This is a genomic window from Microvirga soli, from assembly GCF_016734765.1.
Taxonomy (GTDB): Bacteria; Pseudomonadota; Alphaproteobacteria; order Rhizobiales; family Beijerinckiaceae; genus Microvirga; species Microvirga soli.
The window spans coordinates 16025-39791 of record NZ_JAERQE010000040.1; the positions used below are offsets into that span (position 1 = coordinate 16025).

General features: G+C 61.9%; 22 protein-coding genes. 2 read left to right on the forward strand and 20 right to left on the reverse strand.

All coding sequences use genetic code 11. The features are described from left to right. Positions 1-179: 179 nt before the first annotated feature. The 13 genes from JKL45_RS23060 to urtA all read right to left on the reverse strand — a co-directional run bounded on the left by JKL45_RS23060 (position 180) and on the right by urtA (position 12654). Positions 180-1237 (reverse strand): IS630 family transposase gene (locus tag JKL45_RS23060; RefSeq protein ID WP_201864109.1). Its coding sequence is split into 2 segments (ribosomal slippage): positions 180-701 and positions 704-1237, totalling 1056 coding nucleotides; the frame shifts between segments, so codons are not numbered across the junction. 364 nt (positions 1238-1601) lie between these two features. Further along, positions 1602-2174, reverse strand: a complete 573-nt coding sequence (locus JKL45_RS23065; RefSeq protein WP_201864112.1) for a HupE/UreJ family protein — start codon at positions 2172-2174, stop codon at positions 1602-1604. A gap of 12 nt (positions 2175-2186) precedes the next feature. Continuing rightward, entirely contained in the window at positions 2187-2810 is a 624-nt protein-coding gene (gene ureG / locus JKL45_RS23070; protein WP_201864114.1) for an urease accessory protein UreG, read from the reverse strand. Next, the gene (locus tag JKL45_RS23075; RefSeq protein WP_201864116.1) at positions 2807-3505 is read right to left on the reverse strand and encodes an urease accessory protein UreF; all 699 of its coding nucleotides are present in this window, start codon (positions 3503-3505) and stop codon (positions 2807-2809) included. The genes ureG and JKL45_RS23075 overlap by 4 nt, the downstream gene beginning before the upstream one ends. Beyond that, complete coding sequence (locus JKL45_RS23080) at positions 3498-3980, reverse strand: urease accessory protein UreE (protein WP_201864118.1); 483 nt, start codon at positions 3978-3980, stop codon at positions 3498-3500. The genes JKL45_RS23075 and JKL45_RS23080 overlap by 8 nt, the downstream gene beginning before the upstream one ends. Before the next feature lie 2 nt (positions 3981-3982). Further along, entirely contained in the window at positions 3983-5710 is a 1728-nt protein-coding gene (gene ureC, locus JKL45_RS23085) for an urease subunit alpha (RefSeq protein WP_201864120.1), read from the reverse strand. Continuing rightward, positions 5710-6330 (reverse strand): urease subunit gamma, encoded by a 621-nt coding sequence (locus JKL45_RS23090; protein WP_201864122.1) that lies wholly within the window; start codon positions 6328-6330, stop codon positions 5710-5712. The genes ureC and JKL45_RS23090 overlap by 1 nt, the downstream gene beginning before the upstream one ends. 9 nt (positions 6331-6339) lie before the next feature. Next, positions 6340-7182, reverse strand: a complete 843-nt coding sequence (locus tag JKL45_RS23095; RefSeq protein WP_201864124.1) for an urease accessory protein UreD — start codon at positions 7180-7182, stop codon at positions 6340-6342. After that, positions 7157-7852 (reverse strand): urea ABC transporter ATP-binding subunit UrtE, encoded by a 696-nt coding sequence (gene urtE, locus JKL45_RS23100; protein ID WP_201864144.1) that lies wholly within the window; start codon positions 7850-7852, stop codon positions 7157-7159. The genes JKL45_RS23095 and urtE overlap by 26 nt, the downstream gene beginning before the upstream one ends. Before the next feature lie 2 nt (positions 7853-7854). Next, positions 7855-8607, reverse strand: a complete 753-nt coding sequence (urtD, locus tag JKL45_RS23105) for an urea ABC transporter ATP-binding protein UrtD (protein WP_201864126.1) — start codon at positions 8605-8607, stop codon at positions 7855-7857. A gap of 3 nt (positions 8608-8610) precedes the next feature. Continuing rightward, a complete protein-coding gene (urtC, locus tag JKL45_RS23110) occupies positions 8611-9747 on the reverse strand; it encodes an urea ABC transporter permease subunit UrtC (RefSeq protein ID WP_201864127.1) in 1137 nt (378 codons plus the stop codon). Next, positions 9744-11336 carry an urea ABC transporter permease subunit UrtB gene (gene urtB / locus JKL45_RS23115; RefSeq protein ID WP_201864128.1) on the reverse strand — a complete coding sequence of 531 codons (1593 nt, stop codon included), beginning with the start codon at positions 11334-11336 and terminating at the stop codon, positions 9744-9746. The genes urtC and urtB overlap by 4 nt, the downstream gene beginning before the upstream one ends. 61 nt (positions 11337-11397) lie before the next feature. After that, positions 11398-12654 (reverse strand): urea ABC transporter substrate-binding protein, encoded by a 1257-nt coding sequence (gene urtA, locus JKL45_RS23120; protein WP_246498851.1) that lies wholly within the window; start codon positions 12652-12654, stop codon positions 11398-11400. Positions 12655-13040: 386 nt separating this feature from the next. On the opposite strand from urtA, the gene JKL45_RS23125 reads away from it, so the two are divergent. Further along, positions 13041-14012: a zinc-binding dehydrogenase gene (locus JKL45_RS23125; RefSeq protein WP_201864129.1), complete on the forward strand. Its 972-nt coding sequence runs from the start codon at positions 13041-13043 to the stop codon at positions 14010-14012. A 41-nt stretch (positions 14013-14053) separates the two neighbouring features. Next, positions 14054-15391: an NAD(P)-binding domain-containing protein gene (locus JKL45_RS23130; RefSeq protein ID WP_246498855.1), complete on the forward strand. Its 1338-nt coding sequence runs from the start codon at positions 14054-14056 to the stop codon at positions 15389-15391. Here the strand turns inward: JKL45_RS23130 and JKL45_RS23135 are convergent. From JKL45_RS23135 to JKL45_RS23165, 7 genes are all read right to left on the reverse strand, one after another. Then, positions 15388-16218 carry an inositol monophosphatase family protein gene (locus JKL45_RS23135; protein ID WP_201864130.1) on the reverse strand — a complete coding sequence of 277 codons (831 nt, stop codon included), beginning with the start codon at positions 16216-16218 and terminating at the stop codon, positions 15388-15390. The genes JKL45_RS23130 and JKL45_RS23135 overlap by 4 nt on opposite strands. Before the next feature lie 97 nt (positions 16219-16315). Continuing rightward, positions 16316-17143: an inositol monophosphatase family protein gene (locus tag JKL45_RS23140; RefSeq protein ID WP_201864131.1), complete on the reverse strand. Its 828-nt coding sequence runs from the start codon at positions 17141-17143 to the stop codon at positions 16316-16318. A 15-nt stretch (positions 17144-17158) separates the two neighbouring features. Beyond that, positions 17159-17782, reverse strand: coding sequence for a dual specificity protein phosphatase family protein (locus JKL45_RS23145; protein WP_201864132.1), 624 nt, complete (start codon positions 17780-17782; stop codon positions 17159-17161). A 109-nt stretch (positions 17783-17891) separates the two neighbouring features. Further along, a complete protein-coding gene (locus tag JKL45_RS23150) occupies positions 17892-19019 on the reverse strand; it encodes an ABC transporter ATP-binding protein (protein WP_201864135.1) in 1128 nt (375 codons plus the stop codon). A 35-nt stretch (positions 19020-19054) separates the two neighbouring features. After that, positions 19055-20293 (reverse strand): ABC transporter substrate-binding protein, encoded by a 1239-nt coding sequence (locus JKL45_RS23155; protein ID WP_201864137.1) that lies wholly within the window; start codon positions 20291-20293, stop codon positions 19055-19057. 48 nt (positions 20294-20341) lie between these two features. Further along, positions 20342-22177: an ABC transporter permease gene (locus JKL45_RS23160; RefSeq protein ID WP_201864139.1), complete on the reverse strand. Its 1836-nt coding sequence runs from the start codon at positions 22175-22177 to the stop codon at positions 20342-20344. 235 nt (positions 22178-22412) lie between these two features. Then, positions 22413-23402 carry a LacI family DNA-binding transcriptional regulator gene (locus JKL45_RS23165; RefSeq protein WP_312897024.1) on the reverse strand — a complete coding sequence of 330 codons (990 nt, stop codon included), beginning with the start codon at positions 23400-23402 and terminating at the stop codon, positions 22413-22415. Between the last annotated feature and the right edge of the window lie 365 nt (positions 23403-23767).

Consider the following 23767-nt stretch of genomic DNA (forward strand, 5'->3'; position numbering starts at 1 on the left):
GAACGGCGAACTAAGGGAAAGCCGCAGTTGCTCAGGCTTTTCGGCACAGCGTGTGGACGTGAGTTCCAGAGCTTCTACGTCAAAGGCGGATATGCTTACTGTCTGAACCAAGAATAATAGTTGCGCCCTAGCCAGATCACGGGAGTCTCGACCCATCTAATACCAATCGGCGCTGATGCTCATGCATGGGCCCAGTCGCGCAAGCCGATGGACATGATGGTCCAAGGTTGGTCTACGAGTTTGTTCCAAGCCGCACAGCAATGATCGAGGATGTCCGGGTAGGACGTGAAGATTCGGTTGGAGAGCCAGTTCTCCCTCAGGTACTGCCAGATGTTCTCGACCGGGTTCAACTCAGGCGCTTTGGCCGGCAGCGGCACCAGGGTGATGTTGGTCGGCACCTTCAGTTTGCGCGAGACATGCCAGCCCGCTTGGTCCAACAGCAGCAGCGCGTGCGCTCCGGGCGCCACCGCTTGCGAGATCTCGGCCAGATGCAGCGTCATCGTCTCGGTTGTGCAACGCGGCAGCACCAGGCCGGCAGCTTTGCCCTGGGCCGGGCAGATCGCCCCGAAGATGTAGGTCGAGGCCGTCCTCAGATCCCGGGGCGCCGAGGGACGGGTGCCGCGCCGGGCCCAGCGCCGGGTGATCTTGTTCTTCTGCCCGATGCGTGCCTCGTCGGCAAACCAGATCTCTAGGGGCTTGCCAGCGGCCTCGTTGGACGAGATTTCCGCCACACGCGCGGGAAACTCTTTTTAAAAATCGCCCCCGCGGCGTCGCTCTTGGCATGATGGCGCGGGCGGGCCGAGAGCTTGCGGTAGCCGAGCGCCCGCAGCTCGCGGCCCAGCGTCGTCTCGCTCACCTCGATCCGGAACTCGTCCCAGAGCCACTGCACCAGATCCTTCAGCCGCCAGCGCACGACCCCATGGACAGCCGGAATGGGGTCACTCTCCACCAGGGCCAGCAGGGCCTCGCGATGGTGGGGGCTCAGCTTGCAGACATTCCCCGGCGCCTTGCCGTCGATCAGGCCGTCAGGCCCGTGCGCGTTGAAGCGCACCACCCAATCCCGCACCGTCTGCAGCCCGACCCCGCCGACCCGCGCCGCCTTGGTTCGCGTGCCGCCGTCGTAGATCTCGGCCAGCGCCAGCAAGCGCCGGCTTTGCCCAGCGTTGCGGGTTGCTCTGGCCAAAGCCCGCAGCCGGGTCGCGTCATAGTCTGTGCGAAGCTCGATCCCTTGGCGCATGGCGAACCTCCTGGTCACCAGCATGGAATCAGACCTGCGCCCGGCTGAAAACCCTGAATGAGTCAGCCTTCACGCCGCTTGGTATAAGACCCTCGCGCAGCCCGACCATTAGTACAATATGTGGAGCGGTTAATCCCATCGACAGATTTGATTGCTCAACTCTACCCTACTCACCTCTCTGGTGGGCTCCAGCCTTTTGGAAGGTCCGCTCACGGCAGCTATGCCGAAGTTCCCTCTACTTCCGGAACGTGCCAGCAGCAGACCTTCCGACGCAGTAGTGCAGTTCTGCGTCGGGCGTTCTCACATAACTTGCGCTGATTGATAGTGACGGGTTTGAAGTGCCCGCTGCTCCTAGTCGCCAACCTCAACTCAGCAACAGAACGACGCCTGCAATGCTGATGCCCGCACCTGCCCAGCGGTGGATCATCTGGCGGTGACCGAGGACAGTGCCTACTGCGAGACCCACCCCATGCAGAAGGATGGTCGCCAAGGCAAAGCCGAGACAATAAAGGCCTGCTGCGGCTTCCATAGGCATCTCGGCTCCATGGGCGTGGCCGTGGAAGATAGCGAACATTCCGGCCAGCATCATGGCTACGGAGATGACGCAGCGGATTCCGGCAGCCAGAACTGCGCCGAAGATGATCACCGAAAGGGCAATGCCGGCCTCGACGGCAGGAATTTCAATGCCCATGAAACCCATAATGCCGCCAACGAGCATCATGGAGGTAAAGCTCGCCGGAACGGCCCAGAGTGCCCGCCCACCGAGCACGGCCGCGAAGAGACCGATGGCTACCATGGCGAGTATGTGGTCAAGACCCCCAAAGGGATGCGCGAAACCGTCGAGTAGACCTGAAGCGGCACGGCCCCCCGTATGGGCAAGGGCCGGCATGGCTGTTACCATCATGGAAGCGACAAGAAAGGAATGCTTCAATCTCATGGGATGCTCCTGTCAGGCGGCCGCGGCGAGGCCGCCGGCTCGTTCAATGAATTGCGCGATGGCGTCGACGCCGACGCCGCCACGGATGTTGCTGAAGACATAGGGGCGCTGGCCACGCATGCGCTTCGTGTCCTCCTCCATAATAGCGAGATCAGCGCCGACATAAGGTGCAAGGTCAATCTTATTGATCACCAGAAGGTCCGAGCGAGTGATGCCTGGGCCGCCCTTGCGGGGGATCTTTTCGCCGCCCGCAACGTCGATGACGTAGATCGTCAGATCCGCGAGCTCGGGCGAGAAGGTCGCCGACAGATTGTCGCCGCCGGACTCCACCAGCACGATGTCGAGTTCAGGGAAGCGTTTGCGCATGGTCGCGATGGCCGCGAGATTGATCGAGGCATCCTCACGGATCGCCGTGTGCGGGCAACCACCCGTCTCCACGCCCATGATGCGTTCCACCGGAAGGGCACCCGCCACCGTCAGGAGACGGGCATCCTCCTTGGTGTAGATGTCGTTAGTGATGGCACAGATGTCATAGCGCTCGCGGAACGTCTTGCAGAGCGCCTCCATCAGGGCGGTCTTACCTGAGCCGACGGGCCCGCCGATGCCAACACGAAGAGGTCCTGTCTGGGATTTCATGAGCGGAAAAGCCTCGTATACTGGTTTTCATGATGGAAGGAGCCGAGATCGGCTCGAAAGGTCGCGCCGCCGATATCCTCGAGCGATAGGTCAATGGCCTCCTGCGAGACGTCTCTCACAGTTACAGCCATGGCGCTGCAGACCCGGATGCCGGCTGTCTGCCCAATCGGCGCGAGCCGGATCGCTGCCGAGACGAGCGTTTGCACCAGCGCGAAGAGGTAGACGTTCAAGGTGATTGGGAGAGGAACACCATGCGCCGCAGCCGCCATGCCAATGGCGATGGGGAATGCCACCTCGCCATCTAAATCGAGCAGACCCGGAGCGGGCCAAGCGGCCAGGGTTGCGTCGAGGAAGCTGCGCCCCTGCTGGCTCGTCTCGAGGTACAACTCGGCGGAGGGGGAAAGCGCCAGGGCGAGTTCGTTGACACTCACGAGCGCGGCTTCGTGGCCTGCCTCCACGGCCCGGTAGGCGTGGCTCAGCAGGATTGCGTCATTGCGGCAAAAGCCGAGCGTCATCTGATCCCTCAACCACGCAACGAGCGCCTTCTCGTCCGCCACATCCCCTGCTTCGACCGCCCATTCCAGCGTGTGGGAATATGCGTAGCAGCCGACCGGGTAGGATGGGGACAGCCAGGCGAACAGCGGCAGGATGCCCTGGCCTTTTTCCACGGCCTGCAACAGGAGCGCATCATCCATGGCAGTGTCCGTGGTGATGGCCGGAATGCCCGCCGTGCTCGTGCTGATGGTAAGCGCCCCGCACCGGACAGAACGGACGGTCGACGATCTCCGTCCTGGCTCCAAGACCGTGCAGCATGTCGAGCAGCACATGATCGTAGGCGATGTAGATCGCTTTCTTGCTGATTTCTGCGGGCACATGCCGGTTGCCGATGTGCCAAGCAAGGGTGAGAAGATCGAGAGGATCTTCGGTCGAGACCTCGATGAGCCTTTCTGCCGCTGCCTTCACCTCCACCAGCCAGCCACTGTCGAGGCGAATGGCATCTCCGTCCTCCAGCACGTCGGCCCTGTCGAGGTCGAGCAGGAATGCCGTACCGCCATCGGCGTTCAGCAGGATGCGACGTCTGTGTCGGTCTCCGTGGTCAAGGGTAATGATGTCGACAATACGGTCAGAATCGACGGCGTCGCGGCGGATGATGGATGCGGCGCGGATCATGATCAGAACAGGAAATATCGTTGTGCCATGGGAAGAACTTCAGCCGGTTCGCAGACAAGCAACTCGCCGTCAGCGCGAACGTCATAGGTCTCCGGGTCTACCTCGATGACCGGCGTGGCGCCGTTCAACACCATGTCCTTCTTGCCGATGCCGCCGCGAACATTCTCGACGGCGACCAGCGGCTTCTGGACTCCGAGCCTGCCTGCAAGCCCATTTTCGACAGCGGCCTTGGACACGAAGGTGAGCGAGGTTGCCGCCAGCGCCCGCCCATAGGCTCCGAACATTGGACGGTAATGCACCGGCTGCGGGGTCGGGATGGAGGCGTTCGGGTCGCCCATGAGCGCCGCCGCGATGGCCCCGCCCTTGATGATCAGATCGGGCTTCACGCCGAAGAAGGCCGGCGTCCAGACCACGAGATCGGCGAGCTTTCCTGGCTCAACCGAGCCGACATGCCGAGATACGCCGTGAGCGATAGCGGGGTTGATCGTGTACTTCGCGACGTAGCGCCGAACGCGAAGGTTGTCATTGTCGCCGGTCTCGCTAGGCAGCAGGCCGCGCTGTACCTTCATCTTGTGCGCCGTCTGCCACGTGCGGATGATGACTTCGCCGACGCGGCCCATGGCCTGGCTGTCTGAGGACATCATCGAGAGCGCGCCGATGTCGTGAAGGATGTCCTCGGCAGCGATAGTCTCCTTGCGGATGCGGCTCTCGGCGAATGCCAGATCCTCGGGGATGGACGGATCGAGATGGTGGCACACCATGAGCATGTCGAGATGCTCGTCGATGGTGTTGACCGTATATGGGCGCGTCGGATTGGTAGAAGATGGCAGCACGTTGGGAAGCCCCGCCACCTTGATGATGTCTGGAGCGTGACCGCCGCCCGCCCCTTCCGTATGGAAGGCGTGGATCGTTCGTCCCTTGAAGGCCGCAATCGTATCCTCGACGAATCCGGACTCATTGAGCGTGTCCGTGTGGATCATCACCTGCACGTCGTAGTCGTCGGCCACCGACAGGCAGCAATCGATGGCCGCGGGCGTGGTGCCCCAGTCTTCGTGAAGCTTGAGGGCGCAGGCACCTGCCTGGATCATTTCTTCAAGCGCACCGGGCTGTGAGGCGTTGCCCTTGCCGGTGAAGGCGAGGTTCATGGGAAAGGCGTCCGCTGCCTCGATCATGCGGGCAATATGCCATGGCCCCGGAGTACAGGTGGTGGCGAAGGTGCCCGTGGCCGGCCCCGTGCCGCCGCCGAGCATCGTGGTGATCCCCGACATCAGCGCCTCCTCGATCTGCTGCGGGCAGATGAAGTGGATATGGGAGTCGAAGCCGCCCGCCGTGACGATCTTGCCCTCGCCGGCGATAATCTCCGTGCCTGGGCCGATGATGATGTCGACACTAGGCTGCACGTCCGGATTGCCCGCTTTGCCGATCCCGGTAATCCTTCCACCCTTGATGCCGATATCGCCTTTCACGATACCCCAGTGATCGAGAACGACCGCATTGGTGATGACGGTGTCAACCGCACCCTGAGCCCGGGTCGCCTGCCCCTGCCCCATTCCGTCACGGATGACCTTACCGCCACCGAACTTCACCTCCTCACCATAGGTCGTGAAGTCCTTCTCGACCTTGATCACGAGGGAGGTATCTGCGAGCCTGATCCGGTCCCCTTTGGTGGGGCCGAACATGTCGGCATAGGCTGCGCGCGGCAGCGAGGCTGGCTTACTTCCATTCGTCATCAGAGCGCCCCCATCACGCTTTGGCGAAAACCATAGACCTCGCGCTTGCCGGAGAGCGTCACCAGCGTGACCTCCCGCGTGGAGCCGGGCTCGAACCGCACCGCTGTGCCGGGCGTGATATCGAGACGCATGCCACGCGCCTTCTCGCGCTCGAACGAAAGGGCCGGATTGGTTTCGAAAAAGTGGTAGTGGCTCCCGACCTGGATGGGACGGTCGCCAGTGTTTGCCACCGTCAGCACAGTTCGCTCCGCGCCCTCATTGAAGACAATCTCGCCATCCTGAGCCATGACCTCACCGGGCACATCTGTAGAGGCCGCGCCCCGGATCGGGTGATGCACGGTCACGAGCTTGGTGCCATCGGGGAAGGTGGCCTCAACTTGGATATCATGGATCATCTCGGCCACACCCTTCATCACCTGATCGGCAGTGACAACATGCGCGCCAGCCTCCATCAGCTCGGCGACGGAGCATCCATCCCGCGCTCCCTCCACCACCGTGTCGGTGACTAGAGCAATCGCCTCCGGGTAGTTGAGCTTGACGCCGCGCTCCAAGCGGCGGCGGGCCACCATGGCGGCCATGGCGATCAGGAGCTTGTCTTTTTCACGAGGTGTAAGTTGCATTGCAGAGTCCTAGCTGAGCCAGACACGAGGCAGGGGCTCGCCACGAAAGGTGAGGAGAAACGGGCAGATGGCGGCTCTCAGCGCCTCAATGGAGAACGCGCAGAAGCGCACGGCGAGAATTCCGTTCCATGCACTTGCCGCCGCATCGCAGCCCTGCCCGGAGGGCAGTTGTTCGCGCACCGACTCCAGGCGGGCCTCGGCATCCGGCGCCACGTGGATCATGGTTGCGAAGGCGCGGGCACCGTTGCCAACGACCGGCTTCTGCAGCAGGTCGGCAATGGCTCCATTAAGTCGCAGCGTATCGGCATAAATGAGCCGCGATCCTCGTCGGATGCGCCAACGATCGATGAAGAGGCCATCGACAATCCGCTCCGCCCTCGCCTCGCGCCCGAAGACGACAGCCTCCAGCAGGGTCAGACGCCCGTCCTCGGCAACATTCGCCTCAAGCTGCCGGTCAAGCCTCGCGTTGTCGAACAGGATCGTCTCCTGTGGGAGCCAATCGAGACGAGCCCCTGCCCCTGCAGTGAGCTTCACCAACAGATTGGAAACAGGCCCGTCCGAGCGGTAGACCTTCTCCGCTGCAGGCGTCGCAACCGTCACGTACGTATCCGCCTGTGCCTCGACTTCCACGGTGAAGCGATCGCCACAGGCAATGCCGCCTGCAGTGTTGACGAGCACGGCGCCCAATCCCGCCCCCGCTCCCCTCGGCAGACGGATACGCATGGAACCGCTTTCCTCGATGCGCATCGGCCTTGTCCGCCCGTCTAGAGCGACTGCAGCGAATGAAACCCAGCCGACGGCCCGCTGGCGCTGCGCGGGAACGCCGTTAAATGGCAAGGCGCTGACGAACATCGTTCCCCTCCAGCGCTGCACGGTCGCCATGCTGAACGATCTCGCCGCGCTCCATGACCACGAAGCGGTCCGCCAAATCACGCGCAAAGTCGAAATACTGCTCGACAAGCAGGATCGCCATGTCCTTGCGACCACGAAGGTAAGAGATGGCGCGACCGATGTCCTTGATTATCGAGGGCTGGATGCCTTCGGTCGGCTCGTCGAGCACGAGGAGGCGCGGACGCATCACCAACGCCCGCCCGATGGCGAGCTGCTGCTGCTGCCCACCCGACAGGTCGCCGCCCCGCCGCCCCAGCATAGACTTGAGCACGGGGAAGAGCTCGAACACCTCCTCGGGAATCTGCCGCGCGCCGCGCTTTAACGGGGCAAAGCCCGTTTCGAGGTTCTCCTTCACCGTCAGGAGCGGAAAGATCTCCCGCCCTTGAGGCACATAGGCGACCCCACGCGCTGCGCGTTGGAAAGGCTTCAGACCCGCGATGTTTTGTCCCTCGAAAAGAATGCTGCCGCCGGAGATGGGTCTATGGCCTGCGATGGCGCGGAGCAGCGACGTCTTGCCCACGCCGTTGCGCCCGAGCACACATGTAACCTCCCCTACGGTGGCAGTGACGGAAACGTCGCGCAGGGCCTGGGCCGCGCCGTAATGGAGAGACAGGTTTTCGACTGCGAGCATTGTCATCGGCCCAAATAGACTTCCACCACACGTTCGTTTGCGCTCACCGCATCGAGCGATCCCTCGGCGAGCACGGACCCCTCATGCAGGCACGTGACCTTGACGCCGAGATCGCGCACGAAAGTCATATCGTGTTCGACCACGATCACGGCCTTGCTCCTGGCGATGTCACGGAGAAGGTCGGCAGTGTCGGCAGTTTCCTGGTCCGTCATGCCAGCGGCAGGCTCGTCGATCAGCAGGAGCTTGGGCTCCTGCGCCAGCAGCATGCCGATCTCGAGCCATTGCTTTTGTCCGTGGGACAGCTCGCCCGCTCTGCGATGGCGCTGGACTGTGAGGCGCACCCGCTCCAAAAGGGCATCGATCCTCTCCTGCTCCCGAGCAGGCCGACGCGAGAGCAAGGTCGCGAGAGGCCCGCGCTTGTTCTTCAAAGCGAGAAGCAGGTTGTCCTCGACCGTATGCATCTCGAATACGGTTGGGGTTTGGAACTTGCGGCCGATGCCGAGCTCGGCAATGGCCGTCTCGTCGAGAGCGGTTAGGTCGTGGGAGCCTTCGAACAGGGCCGTGCCCTCGTTGGGCTGCGTCTTTCCGGTGATCACGTCCATCATGGTCGTCTTGCCAGCCCCATTTGGGCCGATGATGGCCCGCATCTCCGCATGGTCGATGGCGAGCGACAGAGCGTTCAGGGCACGGAAGCCATCAAATGAGACAGTGACGTTATCGAGATAAAGCAGGGTCGGCGTAATCGGTGCGGTCATGGCTCACTCCGCCGCCTGGGTAACAGGCTGGGGCGAGCGGCGCGCCCGCAGCTTTTGGCTGGAACGCTCCCACAGATCGTTAGCGGCCCCAAGGATCCCGCGAGGCATGAACAGTGTGACGAAGACGAAGAGGCCACCCAAGGCGAACAGCCAGAACTCCGGCAGTGCCGCTGTGAACCAAGTCTTTCCCGCATTGACCAGCAGCGCCCCAAGAATGGCGCCAGCAAGAGTCCCGCGTCCGCCGACCGCCACCCAGATCACCACCTCAATGGAGTTGGCGGGAGCGAACTCACTCGGGTTGATAATACCGACCTGGGGCACGTATAGCGCACCCGCGACGCCCGCCAGCATGGCGGACAGGGTGAACACGGCGAGCTTATAGTGCTCGACGCGGTAGCCAAGGAAGCGCGTGCGGCTCTCTGCATCGCGCACAGCCACGAGCACCTTGCCGAACGTGGATCCAACGACCCACCGACATAGAAGATAACCGCCCGCAAGCGCCAGGACCGACAGCACGAACAGGGCTATTCGCGTAGAACCGGCTTGCACCGGGAAACCGAGGATCTCCTTGAAGTCGGTCAAACCGTTGTTGCCGCCCAGTCCCATGTCATTGCGGAAGAAGGCCAGCATCAGCGCGAAGGTCATGGCCTGGGTGATGATGGAGAAGTAGACGCCCGTGACGCGGGAGCGAAAGGCGAACCAACCAAAAACGAAGGCGAGCGTCCCCGGCACCAGCAGCACCATCAACGCCGCGAAGGGGAGCCAATCGAAGCCGTACCAGAACCAGGGCAGTTCCTTCCAGTTCAGGAACACCATGAAGTCGGGCAGAACTGGGTCGCTGTAGACGCCACGCGCACCAATCTGGCGCATGAGGTACATGCCCATGGCATAGCCGCCGAGCGCGAAGAACGCCCCGTGACCGAGGCTGAGAATGCCGCAGAAGCCCCAGATTAGATCGACGGAGAGCGCCAGCAGAGCAAAGCAGACATACTTGCCGAGCAAAGGCACCAGGTGGTCCGAGAGGTGCAGCGCCGATCCGGGGAGGGCCAGTCCGTTCATGGCCGGCACCAGAATGGCAGCGGCGGCCAATAGCGACAGAACGACAGTCGTCTGCCGGTCGAAAAGGGATTGAGTTCTCATGCTTCGACCGCTCTGCCTTTCAGCGCGAACAGCCCGCGCGGACGCCTTTGAATAAAGACGATGATGGCGATGAGCAGGGCAATCTTGCCGAGGACCGCTCCCGCATGAGGTTCAAGCATCTTGTTCGCAATGCCGAGCGTCATCGCGCCCACCAGCGTGCCCCACAGGTTTCCGACGCCGCCGAACACGACCACCATGAAGCTATCGATGATGTAGCTCTGCCCGAGATTGGGACTGACATTGTCGATCTGGGAGAGCGCGACGCCGGCAATGCCAGCCACGCCCGATCCAAGCCCGAATGCCAGCGCGTCGATGCGGCTGGTCCTGATGCCCATGGAGCCCGCCATGCGCCGGTTCTGCGTGACGGCCCGCACGTAGAGTCCGAGCGAGGTGTAGCGCAGCACGAGGAGCAGGATCGCAAAGACGGAGAAGGCAAAGAGCACGATGGCGATGCGATTATAGGTCAGGCTCATCGCCCCGATGTCCAGCGCGCCGCTCATCCAGGCGGGTGTTCCGACCTCGCGGTTGGTGGGACCGAAGATCGTGCGCACGCCCTGCTGCAGGATCAGCGATATTCCCCACGTGGCGAGCAGGGTTTCCAGAGGGCGCCCATAAAGGAACCGGATGACCGCCCTCTCAATGAGAACGCCGACTGAACCCGCAACCAGGAAGGCAAGTGGCAGCGCGATGAGGAGCGAGGCTCCGAACAGACCAGGAAAATAGGAGCGGATGACTTCCTGCACCATGAATGTGGTGTAGGCGCCGAGCATCACCATCTCGCCATGAGCCATGTTGATGACGCCCATGGTGCCGAACGTGATGGCAAGGCCGATGGCAGCCAGCAGCAGGACGGATCCGAGGGAGATGCCGTACCAGACGTTCTGGAACGCCTGCCAGAACGCAAGGCGGGCCCGAATACCCTCGGCAGCTTTTCCTGCGGCCGACATAACTTCAAGCGGTGCGTGGGACGGCAGGTTGGAGAGGAGAGCGAGAGCTTCCTGATCACCCCGATCCCTCAGGGTTTCGACGGCGGCGAGCTTCTGCGTGTGCAGGGCATCCTGCTTGCTCAGGAGGATGGCGGCACGGGCAGTCTCCAAAGCATTCCTGACAGGGACATGGCCCTCCTGCGCAATGGCTTTCTCGAGCGCGGGCAAGGCCGCCTCATCCCGGGAGCGGAACACGGCGCGTGCGGCTTCCAGGCGCCTCGCGGCATCGGGACTGAGCAATGTCAGGCTGCCGAGCGCAGCCTCGATAGCGCGACGCACCCGGTTATTGACCCGGACCGACTTCAGCTCACCAGTCGGATTGCCCCATGTCTGACCTGTGGCCGCATTGATGAGGTCTCCGGAGGTTCGGCGAACGAAGACGTGTTCCAACCCGACGAGGAGCCGCCCGTCACGCAGGGCTTCGACGACATCCACGGCCAAGGGATTGCCACTGACGGCAACGGCAGCGATTGCGGCGTCCGTATCCGCATAGCTGTCATTGGTGAACTTAAGCAGAGCTTCTTCATAAGGTCCCGCCAAGGCAGCAGAGGCCATGCCGAGCAGCAGAACGAAGGCCTGCAGGAAGTTGCGCAAAACAATCATGAAATGAACTTCGTACGGAGGGAGCGTGAGGGCGGCGGCTGCCGCCCTCATCTTCGAATGCTTAGGAACCGCACTTCTTCGTCACGGTGTTGTAGTTGCCGCACTTGAGGGTCTGCCAGTCGGCGACCAGATCCTTCGAACCATCCAGGTGCTTCGACCAAGCATCGCCCGCCACCAGATCATCCGTTTGCCAGACGGTATCGAACTGGCCATCCTCCTTGATCTCGCCGATCAGCACCGGCTTGGTGATGTGGTGGTTCGGAAGCATCTCCGAGACGCCGCCGGTGAGGTTCGGCACTTTGATGCCGACGATGGCATCGATCACCTTGTCCGGATCTGTCGTGCCGGCTTTCTCGACGGCCTTCACCCACATGTTGAAGCCGATCACATGGGCTTCCATCGGATCGTTGGAAACGCGCTTCGGATTTTTGGTGTAAGCCCTCCACTTCTCGATGAAGGCCTTGTTCTCGGGCGTGTCGACCGACTGGAAGTAATTCCAGGCGGCGAGATGTCCGACGAGAGGCTTTGTGTCGATGCCTGCAAGTTCCTCTTCGCCGACCGAGAAGGCGACAACCGGAATGTCGGTCGCCTTAACGCCTTGGTTGGCGAGCTCCTTGTAGAATGGCACGTTGGCATCGCCGTTGATCGTGGAGACGACTGCCGTCTTCTTGCCCGACGAGCCGAACTTCTTGATGTCGGCAACGATCGTCTGCCAGTCGGAATGCCCGAACGGCGTGTAGCTGATCATGATGTCCTCGGCCTTCACGCCATTGGACTTCAGATAGGCCTCCAGGATCTTGTTGGTGGTGCGGGGATAGACGTAGTCCGTTCCGGCCAGAACCCAGCGCTCGACCTTCTCTTCCTTGGCGAGGTAGTCGACAGCCGGAATCGCCTGCTGGTTCGGGGCAGCGCCCGTGTAGAACACGTTCCGCTCGCTCTCCTCACCCTCGTATTGGACCGGGTAGAACAGGATGCTGTTGAGTTCCTTGAAGACTGGTAGCACCGACTTGCGCGAAACCGACGTCCAGGCACCGAAAACAGCGGACACCTTGTGCTGACTGACCAATTCACGGGCCTTCTCGGCGAACAGCGGCCAGTTGGAGGCCGGATCGACGACAACCGCCTCAAGCTTCTTGCCGAGCAGACCGCCTTTCTTGTTCTGCTCCTCCACGAGCATCAGCATGACGTCCTTCAGGGTCGTCTCGCTGATGGCCATCGTACCCGACAATGAGTGGAGAACCCCTACCTTGATCGTTTCCTCTGCTTGTGCGGCCTGCGCCGTTGCGCTCGAAACCAGTGCCGCTGCTGCCAGCGCCATCAAGTTTCTCCGCGTCATGTCGAATATTGACATAGGTCCTTCTCCCTTGCCTGCCCTGGTTCAGGTGCAGCGAGGGACCACTATGCAAGAAGCATGCCATAATCGGTCGAGAGATAACGGCTTGCGCGGGCAATGACCGGAGAGTTCGGAAGCCTGACAGAATCTGCTTAGAAAAGCGGCGGAAGCTCAAATACGAGGCTTGTGAAGCAATGTTTCAATGTAGGGCGAAATGTCCGCAACGGGTCGAAGTGTAACGAACAGCAGATGGAATGAAGGTCTGCTCGCCGCCTCATAAGCAGACCGAAGCGTTTCTTCAGCCTCGTGCCAAATCTTGCCCTCAGGACCACCCAACCTAATTGAAGAACTATTCGACAAAGGGATTGCTCATGCACAGCATTGTATTCGAACGGTTCGGCGATCCGGCCGAGGTGTTGACCCTTGTTGAGCGTGAGCAACCTGCGCCCGGCCCGGGGCAGGCGCTGGTCCGGATGATCCTGTCCCCCATCCACAATCACGACCTCATGACCGTGGCTGGCACGTATGGCATCAAGCCGCCGCTGCCGGCGATCGGGGGCACGGAGGCGCTCGGCGTGGTGGAGGAACTCGGCGCCGGGGTCGAGAACCTCCAAGTTGGGCAGCGCGTGATCGGCGGTGGCCAGCAGACCTGGGCCGACCATTACTTGGTCGATGCGAGGCACGCACACCCCGTGCCCGATGCTATTGACGACGAGAGCGCTTGCCAGCTTATCGCTATGCCCCTCAGCGCCAAGATGGTGCTGGCCAACCTTGGCCTTCAGCGCGGCGACTGGCTCGTGCAGAACAGTGCCAATGGCGCGGTCGGACGCCTTCTGTCGCGCTTTGGCGCGGAAAAGGGCGTCAACGTGCTGAGCCTTGTTCGGCGCGACGCGGCGGTCGCCGAACTTGCCGCCGCCGGCATCACCAACGTCGTGTCAACCGAGCAGCCCGGCTGGGAAGCGCGCGCCCGCGATCTTGTCGGTGATGGATCGATCCGCGCCGGGCTTGACTCCGTGGGCGGGGACGGCCCCGCGCAACTTGCTCGCCTGATGGCTGACGGCGGCGAGATCGTCATCTTCGGCGCCCTGAGCGGCCAGCCAATCCGCATCGAGCCGTCTGTTGCGATCTTCCAACAGATCACCATTCGGGGTTTCTGGGGTGCCAAGCCGCGCCTCGCACCCGACGTGATCGGCCGTCTGCTCGAGGAAGTCGTCGCCGAGGCTGCCAGTGGCAAGCTTACGCTCCCGGTCGACGCCGCCTTCCCGCTTGATCGGATCGCCGACGCCGTGCGCGCCAGCACTGAACCCGGTCGCAACGGCAAGGTTGTCCTACGTGGGCGGTGATCAGGCTTGCAGGAGCAACCAGGAGCCGAGCTTGCGTGCCGATGGACAGCCCCTCAACACCATCTTCGCCACCGAATGCCGTCGCCTCGGGCATCGCGCTCAAGGTCCAGATCGTTGTCATCGGTGCCGGTCAGGCTGGGCTCTCGGCGGCCTACCATCTCAAGAGGCTGGGATTGACGCCGCACAGGGGTTTCGTGGTGCTCGACCAGTCTCCAGGACCGGGGGGCGCCTGGCAGAACCGCTGGCCCTCGCTGACCCTGAGCACGGTCAACCGCATTCATGACCTGCCGGGGATGCCCTTTTCCGAGGTGATCGGCACGGACAGCCCGGAGGTGCGGGCGAGCGTCGCCGTCCCGGAGTATTTCGCGGCCTACGAGAAGCGGTTCGAACTGCCGGTCTATCGCCCGGTGACGGTGAGGGTCGTCTGCGACAGGCACGATCACTTCAGGGTCGAGACCGACCGGATCCAGGTTTCCGCACGCGGGCTCATCAATGCCACGGGAACTTGGGAGAATCCCTACATTCCCGATGTGCCCGGAGCCGAGCGTTTCAAGGGCAGGCAACTGCACACGAAGGATTACCGCACCGCCCAGGAATTCTCGGGCCGGCATGTCATTGTCGTGGGAGCTGGCATCTCGGCAATCCAGTTGCTCGATGAGGTCTCGCGCGTCACCACGACCACCTGGGTGACCCGAAGGGAGCCCGAGTTCCGGGATGGTCCTTTCGACGAGAAGGTCGGGCGTGCCGCCGTGGCGATTGTGGAGGACCGGGTGCGCCGCGGCTTGCCGCCCGCGTCCGTTGTCTCGGTGACCGGGATCCCCGTCACCCCCGCCATTGCGGCCATGCGGGCACGTGGGGTGCTGACCCGGCGCCCCATGTTCAGCGAAATCACGGAGGACGGGGTTCGCTGGTCAGATGGGACCGCGCTCCGCGCCGACGTGATCCTCTGGTGCACCGGCTTCCGCAGCTCCCTCGATCACCTGGCACCACTCATGCTGCGCGAGCCCGGAGGAGGCATCGTCATGACCGACGGTTGGCGACGCAGTTCGCGAAGGACCCGAGGGTGCATCTGGTGGGCTACGGCCCCTCCGCCTCCACCATCGGGGCCAACCGGGCCGGCCGGGCCGCTGCGGAGGAACTCATGGCGTTCCTTGAACTCGGGTGAGGGTGGACCACCAGGCATCCGCCCGCCCCGCGAGGTCGGCAGCCATTTCGCGCACGAGGGAAGGTCTGAATTGGGTCAACCATTCGCCTTCCGGCCACTCAACGAACGTCAGCCATTGGGCGCGGAAGCGAACCAAGCGCTTACGTCTCAGGAATGCCAATTGCAGACCATAGGGTTCCCGGCAATCCTCTGGCACAACGGGTGGAAAAGTTAGGTAGGGCCAATCAACCTCTCGCGTATTGTCCTCCAGCTTTCCGCATCAGGGGCGCAAATAATGCCCCCTTCGTGGAGCTTAGGTTGATAAGGCGATCCATCGAAGCATGCAGAGTAGCCGCCGGCTTCCCGATGGAGCAGCCAGCCTGCCGCATGATCCCAAGGCATCAGCTTGGAGTGGACGAGGAAGTGGCAATGCCCAGCAGCAGCCATCCGGTACTCGTGTGCCGCGCAGCGATAACATGCAACGGCCCCGAAGCCCGCTAGATTCGCCGTAACGGTGGACCGCATGGGCCCCCGCATATGGTGCCAGGATGCGCATCCCGACATGTCCCCGATGGCAACCGACGACGCAACCCGGAGGTCATCGCGTCTGCCATCGGGGTGCTCAATCCAGGCCCCCTCCCCCCGCAGGGCCATCGCGGTGTCGTTGCCAATCGGGTCATGGATCCACCCGGCAACGACCTCTCCTCGCACTATGGCCGCCACCATCACCCCGAACAACGGTAGGCCCGAGGCGAAATTCTTGGTGCCATCCACCGGATCGATCAGGAAAGCCAATTCCGCGTCCGCGAGTCGGGTCAACAGCGACGGGTCATGTTCCGTGGCCTCCTCACCGATCAGGACAGCGTGCGGAAAGATCTGACCTAGCCCCTTGGCGATCATTCGCTCTGCGGCCTCGTCGGCGTCCGTCACAAGATCCATGGCCGACGACTTCTGCCGAACCTCGTGGGACGACAGGTTTCGGAAGCGGGGCATGATCTCAACCCTCGCGGCTTCGCGGAGGAATTGATCCACAATTCCGGCATCATCGGTCGAGAACAACATGCGGAAGTGCCTTCAAACTTTCCGAGGAGCGCGCAAGGCCCCGCCGCGACAATCTAGGAGCAGGAGGCGCTGCATCACTCTATTTGTCCACGTAGAGTCAGGCGATACCCATCAATCGGACGAGAGATCCCTTCAGACCGGGCGTGCAGCCGAGAACGATGTTGCCGTTCCGCAGTCCCGAATGGGCGAGAAAGTCGTTCACCCAGCCGCCCGCCTCCACGATCAGCAGCATTCCGGCCAAGGCATCCCAGGAGTTCATGTGCAACTCGCAATAGCCATCGATCCGACCTGCCGCCACATAGGCCAGAGCCAGGGCGCCCGACCCGCCGCGGCGGACGCCGGCCCCTTCTGCCAGGATCCGGCCGACGAGATCGACATACTGGCTGAGCGGAAGCCGGGTCGACCAGCCGGCCTCAATGGTCGCGGACTGCATGTCGCCCAGCCCGCTGACCCGGAGCGGCTCGCCATTCAGGGTCGCACCCCTTCCGCGCTCCGCTGCGAACAGTTCATCCTGCATTGGATCATAAATGATCCCGATCTGGATTTGTCCGTCACGGACATAGGCGATGGAGATGCAGAACTGTGAGATCCCGCGTACAAAGTTCGCGGTGCCATCTATCGGATCCACTACCCAGACATTGTCGTCGAACGATCCGCCCCCCTCCTCACCGAAAAAGGAATCGTCCGGAAAGCTCTCCAGCAATCGGCTGCGCACCAGACCCTCGACCTCGGCATCGACAGCCGAGAGGTAGTCCTGATGTCCCTTGAGGTTGATGCCCGTCGCACCGGGGCGTCCGTTGAACCGACGGCGGGCCAGAGCACCCGCCTCGCGCGCCACAGCGCATGCAACAGACAGTCTCAGGTCAGATTTTTTTGCTGGCGATAAGGTGCGATCCGCGACCCGCGCGGTGCTGAGGGCTGGCATGATGGGATATCCTGCTTACTGGCTGGAGGAAACGAGCTTAGGCGCCGGATGCTTCTCGCTCTCGATATGCTGGATCCAAGCGGCGGCATGGCGTGCAGCCTTGATCAGCATTGGCTTTGGCGTTTCTTCCCATTCATTGGGATGAAGCTCACGGGTGACCCGCAAATGATCGATGGCCGCCTCGAGAGTCGGGAAACGGTCGGTCATCTGGATATGGATGTACAAGGCCGCCAAGATGACGGAGCGGCTGCGTCCGCCCCGGCAATGAAGCAGTACGTTGCCACGGCGGCGGTGAGGATACGTGTGGCGATCGGGCAGCTTCTGATGTAGGGCGCCGTCTAGCAGATAATAGCCGGCCAGAAGCATCGTGTCCGGATTGCCAGCATCATCGATGAGGCCGAGCTTGTAGTTCCGAACCGGGCCATGCGGCGCAGCGATTTCCGAGGCCCCAAGTCCGGCCGTGTAGTCGATGTCCAGATTAACGGCACAGTTCACTACAATGGCAATGTCGTTGGTCTTGAGCAACGCTTTGTCCGACGCAGCATTGGCATCGCCCACAAAGAGCTTTACCCCGAATGGCGGAAGATCCTCGATAATGAGGCTCATAGGAGGACGTGGGTAGTTGAACTGGGTCGCCATCGAAACTTGTATCCTGAACTTCACGGTTGTTGTGGCGGAACACTCACACATGGCGCGGCCCGCACGGTCGTATGTACTGCCTTGGCCAACCTCCGGTCGAGGGCCGCCTTCAGGCTGCGTGTGAGGCTCCGGGGGCAACTTGCGCCAGCGGGATCCGGCTTGCGCTGCCTTTATCGAAGAAGGTGAGTTGGTCGGCGGGAAACTCGATCCAGATGTTCTTTCGCGGCAGAGAGGTCTCAAAGCGCGGGATGAGCGCTGTAATCCGGTGCCCCATGACTGAGAGCGAAATTATCGTCTGCGATCCGGTAGGTTGGACGATGTCGACCTCTGCGGGCAGGCTGAACGGGCCCTGCCGATCAACAATCGCGATGTTCTCCGGACGAATTGCCAACGTCACCGGCCCGTCCGCGCCATGCAGACCTGCAGGGGTGGGAATGTCTGTGCCCTCAAAGCTTACGACTCGCCCTCCTACTGACGTTCTCAAAATCCCGTCAAGGAGATTGATCCGGGGATCGCCGATGAACTCGGCGACGAAGAGATTAGCGGGGTTGTGATAGATCTCGTAGGGCGAGCCCTGCTGCTGGATGATGCCATCCTTCATCACCACGATGATGTCCGACATGGTCAGTGCCTCAACTTGGTCATGGGTGACATAGACCGTGGTCGCCTCCAGTTCGCGGTGCAAGCGCTTCAGCTCCGTGCGCATCTCTGTCCTGAGCTTCGCATCAAGATTGGACAAAGGTTCGTCCATCAGCAGGATCGAGTTGCGTGCCGCGATCAAACGCGCCACGGCTACCCGTTGCTGCTGACCTCCCGACAGTTCGGACGGATAGCGGTCTGCAAGCCCGGTTAGCTGGACCTTTGCGAGCGCCTCGGCAAGGCGCTCCTTGAGCACATGCACCGGCTGCTTCGCCTCCGAGAGCGCCAGAGTGATATTCCTGTCGACCTTCATATTGGGCCACAGCGCGTAGCTCTGAAAGATAAAGCCGAGGCCGCGCCGCTCGGGCGGTACGAAGACGCCGGTGCGGCTGGAGTAGACCGTCTTGCCGCCGAGCACGACCTCGCCTGTCGTCGCCTGCTCAAGGCCGGCGATGACGCGCAAGGTTGTGGTCTTACCGCAGCCCGACGGCCCGAGCAGGGTCACGAAGCTGCCCTTCGGGATGTCGAGGTCGAGGCTCGGGAGGGCCAGATGGCTTCCGTACGACTTCGTGATGTTTCTGAGGGTGATTTCAGACATGGGCACTCTCTCGTGCGGAAGCCATTCAGGATAGGTTATCGGCTTGTCTCGGCCATCCAGAAGTCGCTGATCTTCGCGATGTTGTCCTTCACGAATTCAGGTGATGCCGTGAGCTTGTTGGCCTTCGGCCACATCTCGCTATAGGGCGGAGCCGGAATGTCGGTCCGTGGCGAGAACGTTCCGATCTGATAGAAGGCAGCCATTCCCTGCAGGAGTTCCAGCGACTTCCCGGATCGGAACGGAGGTTTAAGTTCCGAAGTGGCATTCAGGTCCTTGCTGCCCATCAGGAATGCCACGAAGAGCTTCGCCGCGTTGGGATGAGGCGCATGTCCGGCCAAAGCCACATAGGTCGGATAGGAGAAGAGCGCCGCAGGCTGCAGGTCGTAGGGGATCGCATTCGCGTAGTTGTCGCTCTGATTCTTGGTTAGATAGTGGATGACCGAGAAGGCCATCGGAGGCTTGGTCTGGCCGCGAAGGCCAACCGCCGTCGCGATCTTCGAGCTGTTGTCGGAAATGACGATATCATTGCCGATCAGCCGGTGAAGGAATTCGTAACCCGCGTTCTCGACTCCCGATGAGAGTTCGAGCTTCTTGCCGTAATGCTGCTCGTAGGCCTTCTGCATCTCGTCTGAATGCTCGACGATGGCAGCCAGCATCATCAGCGTGGTGAGCGAGCCAGCCGGCGACTTCATGGAGAAGCGCCCCTTCCATTGCGGCTCGGTCAGCTGCCAGATACTCTTGATCGGCGGCTGCGGATAGGTCTCCGAGTTGTAGAGCACACCATAGGCTTCGATCACATGGGTGAGCAGCGGCTCGCGGTGCGCGGTGGGGATCCTGTCCGCCAGATAGGATGGCACGTAATTGACGATACGGCGGTTGGGAAGCAGGTCGAACACCATCTGTTCAGTGCCGCCCGAATACACCACGTCGGCTGCATAAACGCCGGCTTGGTGCTCCCGGACGACCTTCTCGATGGTCTTCTCGGAGCCGAGGTCGTAGGCCTTGACCTTGATCTCGGGATAGAACTTCGCGAAGTCCTCGGCCACCTTCAGCATCGTGCCGGAGGAGGAATAGACGACGACCTCGCCCTCCTTCTTCGCGTTGGCGACCACCTCGTCCCAGTTCTCGTTCTTCTGATAGGGGCCGAGCTGGCTTTTCTGCAGCCAGGCGTCCCACTTGGGGTCGGACTGCTGCGCCAGGGCCGGCGCCGCTAAGGCTAGGGTCAGGGCTCCTGCTGCGAGCCATGTTTTGGCTTTGCGGAATGTCGGTCTCATGGTGGGCTTCCTCCTTCGTTTTTCATTATGTCGATCCGGATGAAGCGGTTAAGCCGCTCCGACCCTCGCCTTTGTTGACAAGGCGCGGACGACCAGGTTGACCACAATCACAAGAGCGACGAGCAGCACGGTCGCAACGCCGACAAGCTGAGGCATATCCTGGTTCTGGTAGTTGTAGATGACGCCCGCGAGCACGTTGGTCGACGGCGTGACGAGCAAGATGATCAACGACAGTTCCCGCATGATGCTGATGAAGCTGAGGAGCATGCCCGACAAGAGTCCACCGGCGACGATGGGAACGATGATCCGCACCATGCGGCGAAACCAGCCGATGCCCTGGACGCGAGCCGCCTCCTCCAGCGACTTGTCAATCTGGAGGAGCGCCGCAATGCCAGTGCGGGAGGTGAAGGGCAGCGTCTTGACCGAGCAGATCAGAACGAGCAGTGCGAAGGTTCCGTAGAGCGCCGGGATCGGCCCAAACGGACGGGCGAACATGCCGATATAGATCGCGCCGAAGGCCAGAGCCGGGAAGATGTACGGCAGGAAGGCCACAAGTTCCAGGGCACGCGATGTGAGCGAGCCTCTGGTCCTGACGACCACGTAGCCGATGAGGAAGCCGAAGATGCCTGTCGTCATGGCCGTGAGGAACGCCAGCTTGAGGCTGTTCCAGGTGGCATCAATGATATTGCTGTTGTCTACCAGCGCCGCCTGCAGTTGATCGACGCCCTCCCCTCCGCCACCGATCCAATAATGTAAAGTCAGGTTACTCAAGCTGTAATTGCCCGCCGTCTTGATCAGCGACTGCAGGACCAGCAGGACGAGCGGAAAGGCAACGGCCGCCGTCATAAGCAACATGATGAGGATGAAGAGCGGCCAGCGCCAGCGTCCGAGATCGATTTCCTTGCTGCGGAAGCCCTTGCCGGAGAGGGTCACGAAGCTCTTGCGGACACCGATGAGCCGCTGATTGATAAAGATGAACAGACAGGCGAGGACCACCAGCACCAGAGCGAGCAGGAAGCCGTCGCCCGCATTGCGCGTACCCATGGCGGCATAGATCTGGGTCGGCAACACAAAATAGCGCACCGGCATGCCGAGCACGGCGGGCGTGCCGAACGATCCGACCACGCGGATGAAGGTCATCACCACCGCGGAGCCGATGGCAGGCAGCAGGAGCGGCGCCGTGATCCACAGGAACTGCTTGAGGCGCGAGAGACCTGCCATCGCTCCTGCTTCCTCAAGCTGGCTGTCGACGCTCGTGATCGAGCTCGACACCGAGAGATAGGAATAGACGTAGTAGTGCAGCGACAGGCAGATGATGATGGGAATTGGGCCATAGGCGATCCAGTCCGGCGGCTGCACACCAAAGAAGTACGCGAACGCACCTGACGCTCCACCGATGCGGTCGTTCTTGAAGAACGTGATCCAGGCAAGGGCCATAACCCAGGATGGGAGCATGTAAGGGATCATCACCAGCGTGTGCAGGAAGTTCCGAAACGGAATGTTCGTGCGCACGATCAGCCAGGCGAGGCCAGCACCGAAGGCGAGGCAGATGGCAGTGGCGGCGAAGGCGGTGACCAGCGAGTTGAAGAAGGGCTTGTAGAAGATCGCCCAGGAGAGACGGCCGGCGAAGACGCGGTCATAGTGGAAGAGCGTGAACTCGCCTGGCTGGGCCTTCGGCAGGTAGGCGCGATCATAGGGCTGAACGGTAAGGGTTTCACGGATCAGCTCAAACAGCGGCACGAGGACCAGCGCTCCGAGCAACGCAGCGAGCAGGATGCCGAGGAGGCGTTCGGGCTGGGTGAAGAAGTGCTGCAGGCGGCCCAGGACGGCGCGTGCGGAATATGTGTTTGATGAGATGTATGCTGGCGCCGGCGAACTCGTCATTCCGTCATGCCCTTCCCAGAGCCGTGCGCCGGCTCAAAAGCGTTTCCCATCTGTGGCCGACGTTTAGGTGCTCTCGTCCGGCTTGGCCGGACGGCAGTCAGCTCGTGCTCCTATCCTCCGACCTGTTGCGGCATTGTCAGGCGGCCTAAAGATCGGAGAAACAAGGCCAGATCAGATTTGCACACGTGTGCAATGCTTGCAAGAGGCATTCTGGATCAGGAGACGAGCAGTGGGATCAGGTAGCGGGACGGACGGTCGCCCGCTCAACGAGCTCGACCGGAAGGATTTCATGCGCGAGAGCCGTCCCCTTCCCGTGCATCTCCCGCTCGATGGCCGACAGCACAGATCCAGTTAGATCGTTCATCGACTGTCTGACCGTCGTCAAACGGTACGAGGCCCAAGCCGATTGTGGGATGTCGTCGAAGCCCACGACCGAGAGGTCCTCGGGAATGCGCCGTCCTGCTTCCCGTGCCCCATCGAGAAAGCCGAGCCCCAATAGATCGGTGACGCAAAACACGCCATCCAAGTCATGGGAAGCGAGCAAACCTTTGGCAGCCTCTATGCCGGTTTCGTAGGTGGTCTCGCCTGAGGCCCAGACGATGGGCTCCAACCCGGCGTCCCTGATGCTGTCCGCGAAGGCGACGCGTCGCCGGATCTGGGTTGGCGTGCGGGCCCCGCTGCCGACGACGCCGATGCACCGACATCCGGCCCGGAGGAGCCGCTCTGCCGCGATCCGGGCTCCGCCAAGGTCGTCGCTGATAATGGTATCCGCTTCGGCATCGTCGGCCTGGCGATTGACCAGGATCACCCGCACGCCGTTGGCTACGCACTCGTCGATGATGGACGATGGCGGCGATCCGGACATCACCACGATGGCCCGCACGCGGAACTCCAGGATCGACTCGATGAGCGGTGTGATCCCTTGCTCCGCCTCGGCCGCATTCAGGAGCAGGCATTGCATCCCACGCCTGAGAAGCGCGCGGCTCAATTCGTCGAGCTGCCGCGCCATGAAAGGCAAGGAGAGGTTAGCACCGACGACGCCGACCAAGTTGGATTGGTCGCTGATCAGGCTCCGGGCGAGACGGTTCACCCGATATCCCAGGGTCTTCGCGGCCTCCTGAACCCGATGTCTTACATCGGCTGAGACGCTAGCGCCGGGCGTGAACGTGCGCGACACGGCTGAGCGGGAGACGCCCGCGAGCCGGGCGACATCTTCGGACGTCACGAAATTGCGCGTTGCCCGTTTCAGATGGGCTTCCCGATCGGAAGGCGCTTCTATAGGAATTTTATCAGGGCCCATGATACTCTGTGTGCATTCGACGGGCCCTACGTGGGGAGGAAGGATTTGCCTCGAACCTGAAGCGGAAAGTCTATGCACACGTGACCATTTTAGACAAGCTGCTGGGAGCGGCAAGCAGGCCCGAAACTTGTGGGAGGCGAACGTCCGTTCCGGGTCCAGGCTGTGTGGAAACGCGTTGATCTGGTAGGCTGCTCTTGATCGACGGAGGGCAGCATGAAGCGTTTCGTTGAAGGGGACGACCGCCGGCAGGCCACGCTGCTTCCTGATTGCCTGGACGACTACGTGGCACC

What these genes read in the sequence shown, in the direction of transcription:
- JKL45_RS23065 (WP_201864112.1), bottom strand. Translation starts at nt 2,174, where the DNA reads ATGAGATTGAAGCATTCCTTTCTTGTCGCTTCCATGATGGTAACAGCC.
- ureG (WP_201864114.1), bottom strand. Translation starts at nt 2,810, where the DNA reads ATGAAATCCCAGACAGGACCTCTTCGTGTTGGCATCGGCGGGCCCGTC.
- JKL45_RS23075 (WP_201864116.1), bottom strand. Translation starts at nt 3,505, where the DNA reads ATGGATGATGCGCTCCTGTTGCAGGCCGTGGAAAAAGGCCAGGGCATC.
- JKL45_RS23080 (WP_201864118.1), bottom strand. Translation starts at nt 3,980, where the DNA reads ATGATCCGCGCCGCATCCATCATCCGCCGCGACGCCGTCGATTCTGAC.
- ureC (WP_201864120.1), bottom strand. Translation starts at nt 5,710, where the DNA reads ATGACGAATGGAAGTAAGCCAGCCTCGCTGCCGCGCGCAGCCTATGCC.
- JKL45_RS23090 (WP_201864122.1), bottom strand. Translation starts at nt 6,330, where the DNA reads ATGCAACTTACACCTCGTGAAAAAGACAAGCTCCTGATCGCCATGGCC.
- JKL45_RS23095 (WP_201864124.1), bottom strand. Translation starts at nt 7,182, where the DNA reads ATGTTCGTCAGCGCCTTGCCATTTAACGGCGTTCCCGCGCAGCGCCAG.
- urtE (WP_201864144.1), bottom strand. Translation starts at nt 7,852, where the DNA reads ATGCTCGCAGTCGAAAACCTGTCTCTCCATTACGGCGCGGCCCAGGCC.
- urtD (WP_201864126.1), bottom strand. Translation starts at nt 8,607, where the DNA reads ATGACCGCACCGATTACGCCGACCCTGCTTTATCTCGATAACGTCACT.
- urtC (WP_201864127.1), bottom strand. Translation starts at nt 9,747, where the DNA reads ATGAGAACTCAATCCCTTTTCGACCGGCAGACGACTGTCGTTCTGTCG.
- urtB (WP_201864128.1), bottom strand. Translation starts at nt 11,336, where the DNA reads ATGATTGTTTTGCGCAACTTCCTGCAGGCCTTCGTTCTGCTGCTCGGC.
- urtA (WP_246498851.1), bottom strand. Translation starts at nt 12,654, where the DNA reads ATGGCGCTGGCAGCAGCGGCACTGGTTTCGAGCGCAACGGCGCAGGCC.
- JKL45_RS23125 (WP_201864129.1), top strand. Translation starts at nt 13,041, where the DNA reads ATGCACAGCATTGTATTCGAACGGTTCGGCGATCCGGCCGAGGTGTTG.
- JKL45_RS23130 (WP_246498855.1), top strand. Translation starts at nt 14,054, where the DNA reads ATGGACAGCCCCTCAACACCATCTTCGCCACCGAATGCCGTCGCCTCG.
- JKL45_RS23135 (WP_201864130.1), bottom strand. Translation starts at nt 16,218, where the DNA reads ATGTTGTTCTCGACCGATGATGCCGGAATTGTGGATCAATTCCTCCGC.
- JKL45_RS23140 (WP_201864131.1), bottom strand. Translation starts at nt 17,143, where the DNA reads ATGCCAGCCCTCAGCACCGCGCGGGTCGCGGATCGCACCTTATCGCCA.
- JKL45_RS23145 (WP_201864132.1), bottom strand. Translation starts at nt 17,782, where the DNA reads ATGGCGACCCAGTTCAACTACCCACGTCCTCCTATGAGCCTCATTATC.
- JKL45_RS23150 (WP_201864135.1), bottom strand. Translation starts at nt 19,019, where the DNA reads ATGTCTGAAATCACCCTCAGAAACATCACGAAGTCGTACGGAAGCCAT.
- JKL45_RS23155 (WP_201864137.1), bottom strand. Translation starts at nt 20,293, where the DNA reads ATGAGACCGACATTCCGCAAAGCCAAAACATGGCTCGCAGCAGGAGCC.
- JKL45_RS23160 (WP_201864139.1), bottom strand. Translation starts at nt 22,177, where the DNA reads ATGACGAGTTCGCCGGCGCCAGCATACATCTCATCAAACACATATTCC.